Source organism: Terrimonas sp. (assembly GCF_003075435.1).
Lineage (GTDB): Bacteria > Bacteroidota > Bacteroidia > Chitinophagales > Chitinophagaceae > Agriterribacter.
The window spans coordinates 404,438-423,922 of record NZ_QCZJ01000002.1 but is presented as its reverse complement, the minus strand read 5'-3'; the positions used below and the strand labels follow the sequence as shown (position 1 = coordinate 423,922).

Below are 19,485 nucleotides of genomic sequence, written 5' to 3'. Positions count from 1 at the left end.
TTGTAATGGAACGCAGATAGACTGATATTCATGAAGGATATCTGTGTTAATCAGTATCATCCGTATATTCCATGTGCTATTGATAATTAATACGGGTTTACGAACACGGAATACGAAAACCTAAACACAAAATAATTTAGTTTACCATATCATGAAATATTACAGTTTAAATAATCAATCGCCGGAAGTAAGCTTTAAAGAAGCTACCATTAAAGGGCAGGCGCCGGATAAAGGTCTGTATTTTCCAAAATCATTGCCAAAACTGGATAAAAACTGGTTTGATGATATTGCCGGAAAAACCAATGAAGAGATTGCATTTGATGTAATACAGCCTTATGCAGGCGAAGATATTCCGGAAGCTGATCTGCGCAGGATTGTAAAGGAAACCATTGATTTCCCGATACCACTGGTTAAAGTAACAGACAATATATACTCACTTGAATTATTTCATGGACCAACCCTTGCTTTTAAAGATGTTGGTGCAAGATTTATGAGCCGTTGCCTGGGTTATTTTGCTAAAAAGGAAAGTGAAAAAGTTACAGTGCTGGTGGCTACGTCAGGCGATACGGGCGGCGCTGTTGCCAATGGTTTTTATGATGTGGATGGCGTGGATGTGGTAATATTGTATCCATCCGGTAAAGTCAGTTCCGTTCAGGAAAAACAATTAACAACACTTGGAAAAAATATTACGGCCATTGAAGTGAAAGGTACATTCGATGATTGCCAGCAAATGGTAAAACAGGCTTTTGCCGATACCTCACTCACTTCTGAAAAATTTCTTACCTCAGCCAATTCTATTAATGTGGCCCGCTGGTTGCCACAGCAGTTCTATTATTTTTTTGCGTATAAACAATGGCAACAGAAAGACGCGCTGCCTGTAATTTGTGTGCCCAGCGGAAATTTCGGAAATATCTGCGCGGGTATGTTAGCGCATATTTCAGGTTTGCCGGTGCAGCATTTCATTGCGGCCTGCAACGCCAATAATGTAGTGCCGAGATTTCTGGATAACGGCAATTACGAAGTTCGCCCTGCAGTAGCTACTTTATCCAACGCGATGGATGTTGGCAATCCCAGCAATTTTGTAAGAGTATTGGAATTATTCAACAATAATTTTATCAGCCTTAAAAAAATATTATCTGGCTATACCATAACCGATGAGGAAACAAAAGCCACACTGAAACAGGTTAAAAAAGAAACCGGTTATTTGCCAGACCCTCATGGTGCGGTGGGTTATCTTGCATTACAACGTTATCTCGAAGAACATCCCGGTGAAAAAGGCATTTTTCTCGAAACCGCTCACCCGGTAAAATTTTATGATGTGGTAGAACCGGTGATCAATGAAACTGTTCCCATACCCGATGCTATCCAGCAAATATTACCACTCAAAAAACACAGTGTGGTAATGGATGCGGAGTATGGGTTGTTGAGGGAGTATTTGTTGAAAAACTAAATGACCCTCATCCTGTATTGCCTTTGTGTTTTTTCTAACGATAAACTTAAAACAACAAACAGAAACTTTTCGATATTTGCAATAAGAGGAATTTGATATATGCACGATATAGAACCTTTTTATAACTGGCAACATTTATATACTTCAAATACCGATCCGCGTTCACCTTTTTACGGGCGTGAGTACAGTGAATTTGTATTTTCTCAAACCATATACAATTATTATATACACCCGCAATGGGATGAGTTTGGATCGCGTACTCTGTATATGAAGATACTGTATGCCGATTATGAACAGGGGTATGCCATAATAGAACTGATAGGAGAGTGGAATGATGCTATTGAAAATGATATACAAACCCTGCGGCGGGAAGTAACCGATGTGCTTTTTTATGAAGGCATAAAAAAGTTTATCATTATCGCGGATAATGTATTGAACTTTCATAGCAGCGATGACAGCTATTATGAAGACTGGTTCCAGGAAGTGAACGAAGAAAACGGCTGGATCGTAATACTGGATATGCCCGAGCAGTCGCAGCATGATTTTAAAAAAGCGAAATTGAACCGCTATGTTGAATTGCTGGATTTCCCAAACTGGCGCACTTTACAGCCTCAGCACCTCTTTCAATCCATCGATAATCATTTGCTAAAAAGGCTCGATATGTAAAAAAATCAGCCACACTGATTTTTTACGGCGTTTGTGTGTTAAATTTGCGCCATTATCTAACCACTTCTTTCAGCATATGACCTGGAAACAAATCTTCACTTCTTCCATTGGGAAGAAATTTGTGATGGCGCTTACCGGTATTTCGTTAATTGCTTTTTTAGTTGTTCACGTTGGGCTTAATGCATGTATTTGGGCTAACGATAACGGAGAGATGTTTAATAAAGCAGCTCATTTTATGGGCTCTACCGTTGTTATACGCATTGCCGAAGTGGGGCTTTTTATTGGTATCATACTCCATATCATACAGGGGTTGATGCTTGAGTTTGAAAACAGGAGCAAGCGTTCTGTTGGTTACCAGGTTCCGATGGGTAACCGCGGCAGTAAATGGTATAGCCGCAGCATGGGCCTGCTCGGCACGCTTATTCTTTTATTTCTAATCATGCACATATACCATTTCTGGACGCCAAGCCGCCTTGGAGGTATTGGCAATATCCAGGCTTTGCAACCGGTTGAGTATAATGGTAAAGAATATCATAACCTGTATGCGGAAATGATCACCGTATTTCAGTCGCTGCTGGTAGTAATATTATATGTACTGGGATGTATTTCGCTGGCATATCACCTTATGCATGGTTTTGCAAGTTCTTTCCGTACAATGGGTCTGCATAACCAGCGCTACCATAAAATCATAAAAGCTACAGGCGTAGCGTTTTCTATTATAGTTCCTTTTGTATTTGCTATGATGCCTGTCTCTATTTACCTGGGATGGATCAGGTAAATAGCGGCAAGTAATAAGTAGTAAGTGATTAGAAATTTTTTTGTTATTAATCAGATCATATTATCAACGTAATTAAGCTATGTTGGATTCAAAAATACCTCCTGGCAAATTAGAAGAAAAATGGAACGATTATAAAGGGCATGTAAAACTGGTGAACCCTGCCAACAAGCGTAAGCTGGAAGTGATTGTTGTGGGCACAGGTCTTGCAGGTGCTTCTGCGGCCGCTTCACTTGGGGAAATGGGTTATAGGGTGAAGGCTTATTGCTTCCAGGATTCTCCCCGTCGTGCACATTCAATAGCAGCTCAGGGTGGTATCAATGCTGCCAAAAACTACCAGAATGATGGCGACTCTGTTTTCCGCCTGTTTTATGATACCGTGAAAGGAGGCGACTATCGCTCAAGGGAAGCAAATGTGCACCGCCTTGCTGAGGTAAGCGTGAATATTATTGACCAGTGCGTAGCGCAGGGTGTTCCTTTTGCAAGAGAATACGGCGGTTTATTAAACAACCGTTCTTTTGGCGGTACGCAGGTAAAAAGAACTTTTTATGCTGCCGGTCAAACCGGTCAGCAGTTACTGATAGGCGCTTACCAGGCGCTGGAAAGGCAGGTTGCGCTCGGTAACGTAACCATGTACTCCCGTCACGAAATGCTGGATATAGTAAAAATTGATGGAAAAGCGAGAGGGATTATCTGCCGTAATCTTATAACCGGGGGGCTGGAAAGGCACTTCGGTCATGCGGTACTGTTATGCAGCGGTGGTTATGGCAACGTATTCTATCTTTCCACCAATGCAATGGGCAGCAATGTAACCGCCGCATGGAAAGCGCATAAAAAGGGAGCGTATTTCGGGAATCCCTGTTTCACACAAATACATCCCACCTGTATACCCGTAACCGGCGACCACCAGAGCAAGCTTACGCTCATGTCTGAATCGCTGCGTAATGATGGGCGTATATGGGTTCCGAAGAAAAAAGATGATCCACGCAAAGCCAACGATATACCGGAGGATGAAAGGGATTATTATTTAGAAAGAAGATACCCTGCGTTTGGTAACCTCGTTCCCCGCGATGTGGCATCAAGAGCTGCGAAAGAAAGATGTGATGCAGGCTATGGCGTTGGTACAACAAAGCAGGCGGTTTATCTCGATTTCAAATACAACCTTATTAACAAATACGGAAGAACAGAAGCGGGTAAACAAGGTATCGAAAATCCTGACCAGGAAACATTGATACGTCTTGGAAAAGAAGTGGTGAAAGAGGAATATGGTAACCTGTTTGATATGTATGAAAAGATAACAGGCGAAAACCCCTATGAAGTACCGATGCGTATCTATCCCGCGGTACACTATACCATGGGTGGCTTATGGGTTGATTATGAATTGATGACATCTGTTACCGGGTTATATGCACTGGGTGAATGTAATTTCAGCGATCACGGCGCGAATCGTTTGGGTGCATCTGCATTGATGCAGGGGCTTGCTGACGGCTATTTTGTGATTCCGTATACATTGGGTAATTATCTTGCTGATGAAATTGGAACCAAGCCAATACCAACCACACATGAAGCGTTTGTTGAAGCAGAGAAAGCGGTTGCCGATCGCATCAATAAACTGATGAGCATTAAGGGAAAGCAGTCTGTTGAAAGTCTGCATAAGCGCCTCGGAAAAATCATGTGGGAAAAATGCGGTATGGCGCGTAATGAAAAAGGATTAAAAGAAGCCATTGAAGAAATAAGGGCGTTGAAAAAAGAATTCTGGAGTGATGTGCGTATACCCGGTGAAATAAATGAAATGAACCCTGAATTGGACAAGGCCAACCGTGTTGCCGATTTTATTGAACTGGGTGAACTGATGTGTTTGGACGCATTGAATCGTGCTGAAAGCTGCGGCGGTCATTTTCGCGAGGAAAGCCAGACAGAAGAAGGCGAAGCGTTACGCCACGATGATCGGTTTATGTATGTGTCTGCATGGGAATATAAAGGCGATAGCGACTGGAATTTGAATAAAGAAGAATTGAATTACGATGTGATTAAGCCAACGCAGAGGAATTATAAGTAATGTGAGAATGTGGAAATGTGGAAATATTTTTAAACTAAGTTCTTTTTTATTATAAATGCTAACATATGGAACAGAAAAACCTTATCGCTGATAAGTCTTTAGATTTTGCAATTGAGATTATAAGTTTTTGCGAACTGCTTGAGCAAAACAGAAAGTTCGTTATCAGTAATCAACTTTTAAAAAGTGGCACTTCAATTGGGGCAAATGTTTTTGAGGCACAACATGCTGAAAGCAAAGCGGATTTCATTCATAAAATGAAAATCGCTGTTAAGGAAGCCAATGAAACCTTGTATTGGTTGTTGATTTGCGAAAGGAGTGAACATTATCCATATCAAAGTTCTTTAAAAGATCGAGTAGAGGAGTTAATAAGGATTATTTCAAGAATATTAATAACCAGCAGAAAAGCAAAATAGTAAAGAATCGTATTTAATAGAATTTATAATTATGTGAGCGGGTTGTAAATGAGGATTCATTCTCACATTTCCACATTCTCACATTTTCACATTAAGAACCATGGAACATTATAATATGAACCTCACACTTAAAGTGTGGAAACAGAAGAATAAAGATGTTAGAGGAAGCTTTGAAACTTACCAGGTAAGTAACATTTCATCTGAAATGTCGTTCCTGGAAATGTTTGATGTACTCAATGAACAATTGGTGCATGAGGGGAAGGAACCTATTGCTTTTGATCATGATTGCCGCGAGGGTATATGTGGTATGTGTTCCATGTATATTAATGGACGCCCGCACGGGCCATGGCATGGCACTACTACCTGTCAGTTGCATATGCGTGCGTTTAAAGATGGAGATACTATAGTGGTTGAACCCTGGAGAGCCAATTCTTTCCCTGTACTGAAAGACTTAATTGTTGACCGTGGCGCATTTGACCGTATTATACAAGCCGGTGGTTTTATTTCTGTAAATACCGGTAACGCGCAGGACGGTAATAATATTCCCATTGAAAAAGAGAAAGCGGACCAGGCTTTTGCTGCGGCTGCTTGTATAGGTTGTGGCGCCTGCGTTGCCGCATGCAAAAATAGTTCGGCAATGCTGTTTTTATCGGCCAAGGTTTCTCACCTCGCATTACTGCCACAGGGCGCGCCTGAAAGAAAAACACGTGCTTTGAAAATGATCGCTCAAATGGATAAAGAAGGCTTTGGAGCATGTACCAATACAGGAGCGTGTGAAGCAGTTTGTCCAAAAGAAATTTCATTAGATAATATAGCGCGACTCAATAAAGAATATCTCGGTGCAGCCGCTACTATAGACAAATAAGCATTATGTCATGAGAATAGTGTCCCTGGTGTTTTTCATTTTTACTATACTTTCATCTTGTAAAAAAGAAGAAACAGCATACCAGCAAATAACATCTACATTAAAGCAACACGATTGGTTTGTTTATAGTGTTAATACAAAGCAATTTGATGATATCTCCAATTTGTTGTTGAGTGATACTTCATATATAGTTGAGGATTGCTTGCAAAAATCCTTATTCAGCTTTAGAGAAGACAGTGTGTTTGAAAGAACCATGTATTGTAATTTTACTCCACCTTACCATGATAAAGGAGAATGGCATTTATCCGCAGACAGTATGCTCACCTCCGTTATCTGGTATACACCTCCTCCGGCGAGTGGTTATACAACACTGAATTTTGGGTTCGGCCTAACTAAATTGCTTGAAATTTCTAATACTCAATTGGTGATCAGGAGAGAAGAAATAAGATATGATCTTGATGGTAACAGGTTCAGGAATGAAACCATCATTTCTTGTAAAAGTAATTAACTTGGCTCATATCGATATTAATAATGTATCAATAGAAAGTATTGAATCCGGAGGAAAACTTTCAAGAGATATTACGATCAGCGTTCTCCGGCTTGACAAAATTCATCCTGTAATCTCCGGCAATAAATGGTTTAAGCTTAAATATTATCTGCAGGATGCAAAAGCCAAAGGCTATAATAGCATACTCACTTTTGGCGGCGCATTCTCTAATCATATAGCTGCTACTGCGTTTGCGGCATCTTCACAACAATTGTATTCAACCGGCATAATAAGAGGGGAGGCGCCTGGATCATGGAGCCATACCTTGCTTGAAGCAAAGGCAAATGGTATGCAGTTGTATTTTGTATCACGGGAAGAATATAATGTATTGAAAAGAGCAGGTGATAGTACTATGCTTAAAAAGTTTGGCAATAACTATACTATACCTGAAGGTGGTTATGGCGCATTGGGTATGAAAGGGGCAGCAGATATACTAAAGATTGTTGACACTTCATTCTTTACCCACATTGTTTGTGCAGTGGGAACCGGAACCACGATAGCCGGTATTATAAAAGCGGCCTTGCCGCAACAGCATATTACTGGCATAAGCGCTATGAAGAATAATACCGGGTTATCAGCAGAAATCAGCGCATTGCTGCAGGTTGATTCACTTCCTGCTAATTTTACGCTTAATCATGATTATCATTTTGGTGGTTATGCAAAGTATACAACTGAATTATTGTGCTGGATGAATGATTTTTTTTCTGCTTCGCGTATTCCCCTTGATTTTGTGTATACAGCAAAAGCTATGTATGGCATTATGGATATGGTTGCAAAAGATTATTTCCCTCCCGGATCAAAAATTTTAATGATACATACAGGCGGTTTGCAGGGTAATCTTTCCACAAAGCCCGGACTTTTAAAATTTTAGAGCATGTACTGCGTTATCTTTGCGTATTCCTTAAAATAAATACCACCCGACATCCAGTTTTGTATGAAAATGCTGCTCCGGATTTTTTTTGTTGCAAGCCTCTTTGTTTCAGGGAATATTGTAAATGCTCAGGATACATTACCGGCATTTACAGTTAAGCACAGGAGCGGGAAAGTGATATTGAGCTGGGTGAACCATTTTAAAGTTGTTAAACAAATAAGTATACAACGCTCTGCAGATAGTTTAAAAGGCTTTAAAACCATTCTCACACTTCCTGATCCGTCTTCTGTTACAAATGGTTTTTTAGATAATAATGCACCGGATACCGTGTCTTTTTATAAACTGTATATCCTGCTGGACAGTGGTAAGTATGTATTCAGTAAATCACAAAAACCTAAAAAAGATATACCTCCGCCTCCACAACCGGTAGTTAAAAAAGAGACACCTGCTGTAGAACTGGCTGTAACAACCCCCGAAAAGACAGAGGCTGCTGAACAGGCACCTTCTAAAATTTATGGACCGGAGACTACCAAAGTGTCCAACAAAAAAATGAGCGACGGTTTAAAAGCAGATAGTGTGAATATGGTACGTCCTGAAAACGTTACGCCATCAGGATTTATATTTACCAACCCACAGGGGAATGTTACCGTGATATTGCCTAAGGGCAAGACAGAACTTTTTACCATAAAATTTTTTGATAGCAATGGAGATGAGCTGTTTCAGTTGAATAATCTTAAAGAGCATACGATTGTGGTTGATAAATCAAATTTTATGCGGGCAGGTATTTACCGGTTTGAATTATATGAGAACAATGTGCTCAGGGAGAAGAATAAAGTAACCATTCCTAAAGATCCGACCATCCGCTGACAAGGGTACAATCAAACACTTTTTCAAAATTTTCTTTCAAAATTGTTTTAACTTCTTCCATATCGGCATCAAAGCCTAATTCTTTTGCAAGGGAAGTAACCTGTTTGTTTTGTATGCCACAGGGTATAATATAATTGAAATAATCAAGGTTGGTGTTTACATTCAAAGCAAATCCATGCATGGTAACCCAGCGGCTGCAACGTACGCCCATCGCACAAATTTTCCTTTCCCGTCCTTTCACTGAAGGTTCAATCCATACTCCTGTTTCTCCTGCAGAACGTTCACCTTTTATATTGTATGCAGCTAGTGTAAATATAATAACCTCTTCGAGATTACGCAGGTATTTACCAATATCTGTATAATATTTTTCCAGGTCAAGCACCGGGTATCCAACTATTTGACCAGGGCCGTGAAAAGTAATATCCCCGCCACGATTGGTAGGATAATATTCAATGCCTTTTTTAACGCGATCTTCTTCACTTATAAGAATATGAGCAGCTTTTCCGCTTTTACCCAGTGTGTATACGGGAGGATGCTCGCAAAGCAGCAAATAATGACGGGTTGCTGCTTCTGAAGCATTATTTGTTTGAGTGTTTACCGGTACTGTATTTTGAGAAGTGGCATATTGCGACTTGGCTTCTACATTCTGTTGCAATAATGCTTCCTGGTAGTCCCATGCCTGTTTATATGCAATGTCTCCAAGATCTTTAAAAAAAACTTCCTGCATGGGTGCTAAGTTATTTCAAAATTTGTTTGGTAGGTGTGAAGATAATAGCACACGGAATACACAGATAAAAGAAGTTTTGTGAGGGGTAGATTGCTTTGCCGCGCAATGAGGGCGAGTGGTTGAATGGTAATCTACTTTTATTTAGTACTGATAGCAAAATATTGCACCTTTTGCTAAAAGCAAAATCCCTGTGCGATTTGATTTGGGTATAAATCAATCTATAACTTTTGTTGCTTTTGCTAAAAGCAAAATCCCTGTGCGATCCGTGTACTATTTCAATTATTATCTTCCATCACCATCCAATAAATTGCCCAAACCGCCAAGTATACTGCCTTCTTCCCTGCGGTTAACCGTACCATAAGATAAAATACGGCTTGCCAAACGGCTTACAGGCAGCGTTTGTATCCATACTTTTCCTGGCCCGCGAAGTGTTGCAAAAAATACACCTTCACCGCCAAAAATGGTATTGCGTATGCCTCCTACAAACTGGATGTCATAATCAACATCTTTTGTATAGGCAACCAAACAACCTGTGTCAATCCTGAGCGTTTCTCCATGGGTTAATACTCTTTGAAATACATGTCCGCCCGCATGTACAAAAGCCATCCCGTCCCCTTCGAGCTTTTGCATAATAAAACCTTCACCGCCAAATAAACCTGTGCCTAACCTTCTTTGAAATTCAATGCCAATGCTAACGCCCCGTGCCGCACATAAAAAAGAATCTTTCTGACATACAATCTTTCCTCCCAATTCATACAGATCAAGCGGAATAATTTTACCGGGATAGGGAGATGCGAATGCAACTCTTTTTTTACCCTGACCAACATTGGTAAATGCCGTCATAAACAGGCTTTCACCTGTTAATAACCTTTTACCCGCACTGAATAATTTATTCATAAACCCGCCTGATGATTTTTGCGAGCCGTCACCAAATATGGTTTGCATTTGTATACCGTCATCCATCATCATAAACGCACCGCTTTCTGCCATCGCGGTTTCACCCGGATCCAGCTCTATATCTACATACTGCATTTCTTCTCCATAAATGCGATAATCAATTTCATGTGCTGTTTGCATAGTTCTAAGTTTTCTTTTAATAAAAATACATATAGTGCAGAAATAAGAAATACCGTTTATAAAAGAAATATGAATATTAATACGTTATTTTAATAAAAGCTATATATCATGAATGATAACCTGGTACCATATTTTACAATACTTTTTGCATTATTGATATTTATTGCTGCATTGGTTCCAGCTATTTTTTTTGTGTTAACACTCCAAAAAACACTAAATGTAATATCACCTGAAAGCAGGCGAATGCGGCCTGGACAGGTTTGGTTATTGCTCATTCCTTTTTTTAATCTGGTATGGCTATTTATTACTGTCAGCCGCATAGCTGATTCTATTAAAAATGAAAGCATGAGATTACATATTACTACAGATGAAGGTCGTCCTACTTATGGTATTGGTTTAATCATGTGTATATTTTATGTTACCGGATCAATCCTGTACCAGTTAAGGTTTATTCCTTTAACAGGAGCAATATTTTCTTTAGCAGGTATTATTTGCTGGATTCTATATTGGATAAAAGTTAATGATTATAAAAATCTTATCCTTTCTAATAAAGACAATTTCATGTTTGACGCCGAGCGTGAATCTTTCCCGCTTAATCGCTAATCGTATTTTACAAATTTTTCTTTCTTTTTATCGGTTACCTTTTTTGCATTGTGGTAATAATGGCACAGGTATGTATGTACATCCGGATTATGTAAAATTCAAATTCCTGCATCTGGTATTCAGCTATCGGCTTTCAGGTATCAGCTATTAGCTTAACAACTGATACCTGAAAGCTATTAAACACTATCTAAATTACGCATTATGAAAATGCATTTAACGATTGCCGTTATAGCGGCAACAGCTATTTTATTGTCATGTCATCAAAAGCAAAATGAAAAAGTTGCTATGAAGGAAATAGTTTTGGACGAACTGCAAAGCAATGCATCATCAGGCTTAGTATACAAGGATGAAGAAGTACAACAGGAGAGAGCATTCAAAGAACCTGAACAACAAAAGCCCACATCGCCTCTTCAAAAAACACCGCCGCCTGTTCCTGCAGATTGGGATAAACGGATTATTAAGAACGCGGAACTGCAAATACGCGTGAAAGCATTAAAACCTGCAACTGATGCCATACAGGAAGCGGTAAGATCATCAGGCGGATATATCGCTTCAGCTTCGGAAGTTCAGCTTAGTACTCAGCTTAAAAGTGAAATGCTGGTACGTGTGCCAAGAGAAAAGTTTGAGGAGCTACTCAACAGGTTATCTGGCTATGCGGATAGCGTTATACAAAAAAACATTACAAGCGAAGATGTATCAGATGAATATACTGACACGAAAGCAAGGATACTGGTAAAGGAAAAAACAAGAGACCAGTATTTTGAATTTTTAAAACGTACTAAAAACATTGAGGAAGTATTAAAAGTGCAGCGGGAAATAACCGGTTTGCAGGAAGATATTGAAGCCGCTACAGGAAGAATAAATTATATACAACATCAATCTGCATTAAGCAGCATTCATTTAGTGTTTTACCAGGATATACCTGTTACAACTTCGCCCAATACAACTCCGGGCTTTGGATTAGAAATACTGAATAGTGTTAAAACAGGTTGGACTATCATACAATCGCTGATTATTATGCTGGTAAGTATTTGGCCTTTCTGGCTGATCGGTATAGGTGTTTGGTTCATATTCCGGCGCAGAAAATTAAAATTGATTCAAACAAAATAGCGTGCTTTTTGATACATTCGGATTCTTAATCGGATGATATGAAAAAGAAGAAGCTTGTAGTGCTTACCGGCGCCGGCATAAGCGCTGAAAGCGGACTGAAAACTTTCAGGGATACTGATGGCCTGTGGGAGGGATATAATATTGAAGATGTTGCCACGCCGCGAGCCTGGAGAAAAAATCTGCAACTCGTTTTGGACTTTTATAATATGCGCCGCAAAAATGTGATGGAGGCACAGCCAAATGCAGCGCATATCGGATTAGCCGAATTGGAGAATGATTTTGATGTGCATATCATTACACAGAATATAGATGACCTCCATGAACGGGCCGGTTCAACAAAAGTGCTGCATCTGCATGGCGAAATATTAAAAATGCGCAGCGAGAAAAATGAGCGGCTTATTTATAATATACAGGACGATATTAGGCCGGGAGATACTGCGGAAGATGGCGCACAGTTGCGCCCGCATATTGTTTGGTTTGAAGAAGCGGTGCCGATGATAGAGCCTGCTATCGGATTAGCCGGAGAAGCAGACATTTTTTTGGTGGTTGGTACTTCACTGGCTGTATATCCTGCCGCAGGATTGATCAATTATACGCCGCAGGGTATTCCGAAATTTATTGTTGATAAGAAAATCCCGTATACATCTTCATTGCATGATATAGTGGCTATTGAAAAGTCGGCAACGGAAGGAGTGAAGGAGTTGGCAGCGCTATTGCAGAAATTGAAAATGTAGACCATAAAATTGAAGTTTGTAATAAAGAAATAAATAAGGCTATTGTGGAAATAAGAAAAGGTGAAACCTTTATGCATGATCTGTAATTGCACAAACACAATTACGCTCAAACATTACGATACCGTATGTAAAAGATTGATATTCTCCTGTGGCTTTCGGAATAGAGGTTGCTTCTCCCGCCGCGAAATACTTTTAATTTTATCTTCATGAGGCGGGATTTATAATGACATCATTACGGATGAATTGAAAATCAGTCTTTTTAGCAGCCTTCTTTTGTATGCCATGGGGTAGCGCCGATGGCACAGGAAAGAAACCATTAAGGAATTAAGAAAATTAAGTAAAAGCCTTCATGTACCTTAACTTCTTAATGGTTTATAAAACAGCTATTATTTTTCCGGTGTTTGCATCGGTGAAACAGGATTTGCTACACAAAGAGTCACAAAGCATGCACAAAGTTACACAGAGCCTTTTATTATTCTTTGTGGCTCTTTGTGTAGCCTTTGTGTACCTCTGTGAAATAACCAGTGAATAATGCAACCGGTAAGCCGGGAACTTATAAGCTGTAACCGGCATCCTGCTGCATAGCGGCTAACTGTTTGTAGAAAGAAAGCAAATGTCATCTTTATATTTTTCCTGAATCAGGTTTGGTATTTGAAATGACGGAACCCGCAACCCTGGAATACGGCGCGTTCATCGTATTCGAACCCGCCCTCATGATGCCCTTGTATTTTTATAGTTCAATTTCTTCCTCTCTAAAAACAATTCCCTCTTTCCCCAATTCCTCCAGTACCGGCTCATATATTTCAGGCACAACAGGAATATGCAACCCCCTTAATTTTATTTCATCTTTCAAAATCATTACAGCGGCAATTCCCAGCGGGAGGCCAACAGTTTTCGCCATTGCTGTTTCAAGCTTATTATCTCCTTTTACAACCAGCGAGCTTGAAATCTTTTTATGTACGTTGCTTTCTTTATGCATTATCTCATGCATCATGATGATCATATCCCTGTCCTTTGTATGCAACATCAGCCTGTCTTCTGCGCTTAACTGTATAATTTCAGCGGCAGAAAGTACCCCCTGACCAATTGCATCATCGCTGTATAGTTTGAGGTAAGCAAGCATTTCTTTTTGCTTTGGTGAGGAATTATCTGTTAATCCATGGTGGGAGAGGTGCTGCTGAAAGAAAGTGCGGTAAGATAATTGATCAGTATCATATCGTTTAACCTCATCCGTTAGCTTTAATGCAACAACCTGTTTCCAGCCATAGCAAAAATCAGGATGGCGGAGCGTAGTTCGTATAAAAGTACCACAACGCTCAAGCCCATACAGCACACTATAGCTTAAGGAATCCCGGTTAGGATACCATGCATATTTTTCATAATCCGGTATATGTATTGTCCTGTTCTCATCAAACAATAATTCATAAGGCATAGACAAGGTTTCATCATCTTTTTTATATACCGCGCCGGCTTTACCTGCCAGTATAATATTTTTCGGGTTCCAGCTTATTTTATAATGCCAAGGGTTATCATCACTTTCCGGCGCTACCAACCCGCCACAATGAGAATAAAATGAAGTAATATTTCCACCATCATTTTTTATGCGGTGAATCAATTGCATGGCACTCATATGATCAATGCCGGGGTCGAGCCCCATCTCACATAAAAACAATAAGCCCTTTTCTTTTATGAGGGATGCAGATGTTTGAATGTTCTTGTCAACATAAGAAGCAGTAAGCAGATGCCTGCCGGTTTCAATACAGGTTTGCGCTACTAAAAAATGCAGGGATGCCGGCAGCATGGAAATAACAATATCAGCCTGTGAAATCAGTTGCATTCTTTGTTCTCCATTATTAATATCAATAGCCGCCGCAGTAGTGTACTGCGCTCCGCGCAGTTTGGATTCAACGAGCTTCAGATCATTATCTGCCACAGTAAGTTGCCAGGTATATTCCAGGCATTTTTTTTTCAGATATTCAATAAGCACAGTGGCAGATTTTCCGGCGCCGAATAGTAAAATCTTTTTCAAACATTTAAATTTGTTAATCAATATATTTCCAAACAGACCCTTTATAAGTTTCCCTTCTCTTTTTTGCACAATCTGCAATACCAATATAATCAAAGCCTGTTAATTTTTCTGCTTCCAAATCACCATATCCATCCACTTTTCTTTTCCTGTTTATATGTTTTTACCTGTACTTCAGACTTTGTTATAAGCTCCAGGTTAGTGAAACGTATATTGAGATTATCACCATATACAGTTAATTTTTTTGTTTGACATGTCAAACTTTTTTACAAAAAGATGGCAAACCCATCTTGCTGTTGTAATACCAGTTCTTTTTGCGTCTTTCCTCATGCTCACAGCTAATGCAATTTTGTACCCTTGAGTATAGGCATTTAGTCCTTTATGAACAGTTTGTTTTAAAATTGGTTCTTTTAAATGAAGATCGCCTTTGCCACTATTTCTTTCTATCCATCTTTCCAACGCTTTTACCCTGCCATAATTTGATACCTGGTAATAATCTAAAAACCCCGGTACATCTTTCCATATTTCACCCGGCAGGTCAGATAATGTAAGGTTTAAATAATCATAATCTAATTTGATCATACAATCAACCTTTAATGTTTTAGCATTATTATTACCATACAAATTAACACTAAGTTTTGCTTCTGTTTTCTAAATAGATGTTCACTTTTAAGTAAGTGGAAAAAAGGGGTACAAAACGTATTGTTTTTAGCTCAAAAGCCCTTTAAAAACGGTACATTTGCAGGCATTTTAATTTCCAGTAAAAAGTATAGCAATAAGAACGGAAAAATAATTTATGGAAGAAAATCTAACGCCGCAGGAAACCAACGATAATAACCGCATAATACAGGTGAACATTGAGGAGCAGATGAAAACCGCTTATATCGATTATTCGATGAGCGTAATTGTGGGAAGAGCTTTGCCCGATGTGCGTGATGGGCTGAAGCCTGTGCATCGCCGCATTTTATATGCGATGAATGAATTAGGGCTTAATCACAACAAACCTTTTAAGAAATCTGCCCGTGTGGTAGGGGAAGTACTGGGTAAATATCACCCTCATGGCGATGGATCTGTATATGACGCGATGGTGCGTATGGCGCAGGACTGGAGCATGCGTTATACCCTGGTAGATAAACAGGGTAACTTTGGTAACCAGGATGGTGATGGTCCCGCAGCAATGCGTTATACTGAGGTAAGATTGCAGCGGCTTGCCGAGCACATGCTCGATGATATTGAAAAAGACACCGTTGATTTCAACCTGAATTTTGATGATTCAGAAAAAGAACCTTCTATACTTCCTACCCGCATTCCACAATTGCTGGTAAATGGTTCAAGTGGCATTGCCGTGGGTATGGCCACCAATATGATGCCGCATAACCTTACCGAAGTTATTGATGGCTGTATCGCTTACATCAATAATAAAGAAATTACGGTTGATGAGCTTATAAAATATGTAAAAGCCCCTGATTTTCCAACCGGTGGTATTATTTACGGATACGAAGGCGTGCGTGCCGCTATGCATTCAGGAAGAGGCAGGGTTGTGCTTCGCGGTAAATTACACGTAGATACAAAAGCAAGCGGCCGCGAGCAGGTAATCATTACGGAAGTACCTTACCAGGTAAGCCGTGATACGCTTACCAACCGTATAGGTGAGTTGGTAAACGAAAAGATTATTGAAGGCATAGCGCATGTAAACAATGAGTCTACAGAAAAAGATGGTACGCGGATAGTGATAGATCTGAAAAGAGACGCTATCGCGAATGTTGTTATCAACCAGCTTTATAAACATACTGAGCTGCAAACTTCTTACGGAATAAACAATGTAGCTATTGTAAAAGGCCGCCCCAAGATCCTTAACTTAAGGGATCTTATCAGCGAATTCATTGAATTCAGGCATGAGGTAGTGGTAAGAAGAACGCAGTATGAGCTGAGGGAAGCACAGAAAAAAGCGCATATCTTACAGGGTTATCTTATAGCGCTCGATCATCTTGACGAGGTGATTTCACTTATCCGCAACTCTGCTACTCCTGAGGTTGCCAAAGAAAACCTTATTAATGCAGGCTGGGGATTAGATGAAATTCAGGCCAAAGCAATACTTGAATTAAGGTTGCAGCGCCTTACCGGCATGGAGCGTAATAAGATCAAAGAAGAATATGATGAACTGATGAAGCTGATAGCATACCTGCAGGATCTGCTGGCTGATGAAGGCAAACGCTATGAAGTGATAAAAACTGAACTGCTCGAAATAAAAGATAAGTTTGGAGATGAGCGCAAAAGTGAAATTCAATACCTGGCTGATGAAATGCGCATCGAAGACCTGATTGAGGAAGAAGATGTAGTCATCACCATCTCTCACCAGGGCTATATTAAAAGAACTTCAGCATCAGAATATCGCCAGCAAAACCGTGGTGGCAGGGGTGCCATTGGTGGAAAAACCAAGCAGGAGGACTGGATTGAACACCTGTTCGTGGCGTCTACCCATCATACCATGCTTTATTTTACTGAAAAGGGAAGATGTTATTGGCTGAAGGTTTATCAATTGCCGGAAGGCGATAAAACAAGCAAGGGAAGAGCAATACAAAATTTGATACAACTTCCTCAGGATGATAAAGTAAGAGCGATTATTGATGTAAAAAATTTAGATGATGAGGAGTTTGTAAAGAAACATTATATCGTACTTTGCACCAAGAAGGGTATTATTAAAAAAACACTTTTAGAAGACTTTAGCAGACCACGTGCAACCGGTGTGAACGCTATTACCATCGTTGAAGGTGATGAATTGCTTGAAGCAAAAATGACAGACGGCGAGAGTGAAATTATGATGGCTGTAAAAAGCGGAAGAGCAATACGCTTCCCGGAAAACAAGGTTCGCCCGACAGGCAGGGGTGCTATTGGTGTAGCGGGTATAGAAGTGGATAATACAAACGATGAAGTGGTTGGCATGATTTGTGTCAAAAGGGAAGATAAATCTCGTACAGTGTTGGTTGTGAGCGAGAAAGGCTTTGGAAAAAGAACTGCTTTTACAGATGAATCGGGTGAAGATGTGTACCGTATAACCAACCGTGGTGGTAAGGGTGTTAAAACCATTAATGTTACCGATAAAACCGGTGCGCTGGTGGGTATACTGGATGTAAGCGAGGAAGAAGATCTGATGATAACCTGTAAATCCGGTATAACCATCAGGATGGCTGTGGACCAGGTGAGCCAGCAGGGTAGAGCAACGCAGGGCGTAAAACTGATCAGGCTTGATGAGGACGATGCAATAGCTGCTATTACCCAATTATCGCGGTATGGTGCTGAAAGTAATAATGAAGAAGAACAAAAAAGCGACGAAGTACAACCTGGTGAACCTGAAAATAATATTCAATAAAGCTTTATAATAAACTTAAAATCAATAAATAACAAAACAATACACAACATGAAAAAAGCAATGCTTGTTATTTTCCTGGCGATTTGCACCATAGGCGGATTTGCCCAGAATATTGACAAAATAAATGACATGGTTAAGAACGGTGAGCTTGACAAAGCAAAGGAAGGTGTTGACCAGTTGTTGACAAATGCAAAACAGCAAAAGAAAGTGGAAGCCTGGATAACTAAAGCTAAAGTGTATGCGGCAATAGCGGCAAATGATAAATTTAAAACCCTGGTTCCTGATGGGAGAGCTGATGCTTTTGCGGCTATTAAAAAAGCTGAAGAAATTGACAAGAATGAGCTTGTAAAACAATTAACGCTTGAAAGCTACAAGCCGATTTATGATTTATATGCCGGTTATTTTGATTTGGGTGCCAGCCAGTATAATGCAGAAAAATACGAAGATGCATTGGCGACCTTTCAAAAATCAAATGATGTGAGCAGTTATATTTTCTCAAGGGGTTGGGGACTTTCTCAATTAGATACTACATTAACCTACTATGCTGCGCTTTCTGCTATGAATGCAAAGAAAGAAGAGGAAGCTACAGGCTTGTTTCAAAAATTGGCCGACGCGAACATTGGCGGCAAACCAGAATATGTAACAATTTATCGCTACCTCGCTAAATACTATCTTGATAAAAAAGATGTGCCAAACATGCAGAAATATATTAAAACAGGACAGGCATTATACCCTAAAGACGATTATTTACCATTGGTAGAGTTTGACTACCTGCGTAACCAGGGTGATAAAAAAGCCATCTATGCTAAATACGAAGAGCTTATTGCTTCTAATCCCCAGAATTATGAAATGATCATTGATTATGCCAATGAGCTTTTTAATGAAACACATGTTAGCGATGTAAAAGACAGACCTGCTGATTACGATGAGCGTATTGTTAAAATTGAGGATCTGTATAAAAAAGCACTGGCTCTAAAGCCTGAAGCTTTAGAAGCAAATCTGAATCTTGCCAAGCATTATTTTAACCAGGCTTTATTTATTGAAGAAGATGCTAACAAGATCAAGAGCACAAAACCTGAAGATGTAAAGAAAAAAGAAGAATTGAAGGCACAGGTTGTTGCGCTTTGTGACAAAGCTATTCCTCCGTTTGAAGCCGTTTATAATAACCTTATAACAAAAGAAACGCTGAAACTGTCTGAAAAATCTGAATTAAAATCAGCTTGTAATAACCTGGCATATTGCTATGACAGGAAAAAAGACAAAGCAAAATCAGATTTCTACCAGAAGAAATATGATGAGATTGACAGCAGAAAATAAAATTGTAA

General features: G+C 39.7%; 18 protein-coding genes. 14 read left to right on the top strand and 4 right to left on the bottom strand.

The genetic code is table 11. The annotated features are described in order from the left end of the window. Positions 1-151: 151 nt before the first annotated feature. The 9 genes from thrC (at position 152) to DC498_RS04420 (ending at position 8,513) form a co-directional block, all read left to right on the top strand. A complete protein-coding gene (thrC, locus tag DC498_RS04460) occupies positions 152-1,450 on the top strand; it encodes a threonine synthase (RefSeq protein WP_116872918.1) in 1,299 nt (432 codons plus the stop codon). A gap of 99 nt (positions 1,451-1,549) precedes the next feature. Further along, positions 1,550-2,116 (top strand): hypothetical protein, encoded by a 567-nt coding sequence (locus DC498_RS04455; RefSeq protein ID WP_116872917.1) that lies wholly within the window; start codon positions 1,550-1,552, stop codon positions 2,114-2,116. Between the two features lie 76 nt (positions 2,117-2,192). Next, positions 2,193-2,894 (top strand): succinate dehydrogenase cytochrome b subunit, encoded by a 702-nt coding sequence (locus DC498_RS04450; RefSeq protein WP_116872916.1) that lies wholly within the window; start codon positions 2,193-2,195, stop codon positions 2,892-2,894. 79 nt (positions 2,895-2,973) lie between these two features. Then, positions 2,974-4,950 (top strand): fumarate reductase/succinate dehydrogenase flavoprotein subunit, encoded by a 1,977-nt coding sequence (locus DC498_RS04445; RefSeq protein WP_116872915.1) that lies wholly within the window; start codon positions 2,974-2,976, stop codon positions 4,948-4,950. Between the two features lie 65 nt (positions 4,951-5,015). After that, entirely contained in the window at positions 5,016-5,363 is a 348-nt protein-coding gene (locus DC498_RS04440) for a four helix bundle protein (protein ID WP_116872914.1), read from the top strand. Between the two features lie 100 nt (positions 5,364-5,463). After that, a complete protein-coding gene (locus DC498_RS04435; protein WP_116872913.1) occupies positions 5,464-6,228 on the top strand; it encodes a succinate dehydrogenase/fumarate reductase iron-sulfur subunit in 765 nt (254 codons plus the stop codon). A gap of 10 nt (positions 6,229-6,238) precedes the next feature. Continuing rightward, positions 6,239-6,736, top strand: a complete 498-nt coding sequence (locus DC498_RS04430; protein WP_116872912.1) for a hypothetical protein — start codon at positions 6,239-6,241, stop codon at positions 6,734-6,736. Next, on the top strand, positions 6,705-7,646 hold the full coding sequence (locus tag DC498_RS04425; protein WP_165813745.1) for a 1-aminocyclopropane-1-carboxylate deaminase/D-cysteine desulfhydrase: 942 nt from the start codon (positions 6,705-6,707) through the stop codon (positions 7,644-7,646). The genes DC498_RS04430 and DC498_RS04425 overlap by 32 nt, the downstream gene beginning before the upstream one ends. Before the next feature lie 63 nt (positions 7,647-7,709). Beyond that, entirely contained in the window at positions 7,710-8,513 is an 804-nt protein-coding gene (locus tag DC498_RS04420) for a hypothetical protein (protein ID WP_116872910.1), read from the top strand. Here DC498_RS04420 and lipB read toward each other — a convergent pair. Beyond that, entirely contained in the window at positions 8,491-9,240 is a 750-nt protein-coding gene (gene lipB, locus DC498_RS04415) for a lipoyl(octanoyl) transferase LipB (protein ID WP_116872909.1), read from the bottom strand. The two genes, DC498_RS04420 and lipB, sit on opposite strands and share 23 nt — an antisense overlap. A gap of 282 nt (positions 9,241-9,522) precedes the next feature. Beyond that, positions 9,523-10,317, bottom strand: a complete 795-nt coding sequence (locus tag DC498_RS04410; RefSeq protein WP_116872908.1) for a TIGR00266 family protein — start codon at positions 10,315-10,317, stop codon at positions 9,523-9,525. A 108-nt stretch (positions 10,318-10,425) separates the two neighbouring features. Here DC498_RS04410 and DC498_RS04405 point away from each other — a divergent pair, with 108 nt between their 5' ends. The 3 genes from DC498_RS04405 (at position 10,426) to DC498_RS04395 (ending at position 12,764) form a co-directional block, all read left to right on the top strand. Beyond that, positions 10,426-10,920 (top strand): DUF4328 domain-containing protein, encoded by a 495-nt coding sequence (locus DC498_RS04405; RefSeq protein WP_116872907.1) that lies wholly within the window; start codon positions 10,426-10,428, stop codon positions 10,918-10,920. A gap of 201 nt (positions 10,921-11,121) precedes the next feature. Continuing rightward, on the top strand, positions 11,122-12,030 hold the full coding sequence (locus DC498_RS04400) for a DUF4349 domain-containing protein (protein ID WP_116872906.1): 909 nt from the start codon (positions 11,122-11,124) through the stop codon (positions 12,028-12,030). Positions 12,031-12,068: 38 nt separating this feature from the next. Further along, positions 12,069-12,764: an SIR2 family NAD-dependent protein deacylase gene (locus DC498_RS04395; protein WP_116872905.1), complete on the top strand. Its 696-nt coding sequence runs from the start codon at positions 12,069-12,071 to the stop codon at positions 12,762-12,764. 730 nt (positions 12,765-13,494) lie between these two features. Here the strand turns inward: DC498_RS04395 and DC498_RS04390 are convergent. Together DC498_RS04390 and DC498_RS04385 are read right to left on the bottom strand one after the other, a co-directional pair. After that, complete coding sequence (locus DC498_RS04390) at positions 13,495-14,793, bottom strand: saccharopine dehydrogenase C-terminal domain-containing protein (RefSeq protein ID WP_116872973.1); 1,299 nt, start codon at positions 14,791-14,793, stop codon at positions 13,495-13,497. 219 nt (positions 14,794-15,012) lie between these two features. Then, positions 15,013-15,372: an NUMOD4 domain-containing protein gene (locus tag DC498_RS04385; RefSeq protein ID WP_133176761.1), complete on the bottom strand. Its 360-nt coding sequence runs from the start codon at positions 15,370-15,372 to the stop codon at positions 15,013-15,015. Between the two features lie 214 nt (positions 15,373-15,586). Between DC498_RS04385 and gyrA the strand changes: the two genes are divergently transcribed. Both gyrA and DC498_RS04375 read left to right on the top strand, forming a co-directional pair. After that, the gene (gyrA, locus tag DC498_RS04380) at positions 15,587-18,160 is read left to right on the top strand and encodes a DNA gyrase subunit A (RefSeq protein WP_116872903.1); all 2,574 of its coding nucleotides are present in this window, start codon (positions 15,587-15,589) and stop codon (positions 18,158-18,160) included. Positions 18,161-18,208: 48 nt separating this feature from the next. After that, positions 18,209-19,477 carry a tetratricopeptide repeat protein gene (locus DC498_RS04375; protein ID WP_116872902.1) on the top strand — a complete coding sequence of 423 codons (1,269 nt, stop codon included), beginning with the start codon at positions 18,209-18,211 and terminating at the stop codon, positions 19,475-19,477. Positions 19,478-19,485: the final 8 nt, after the last annotated feature.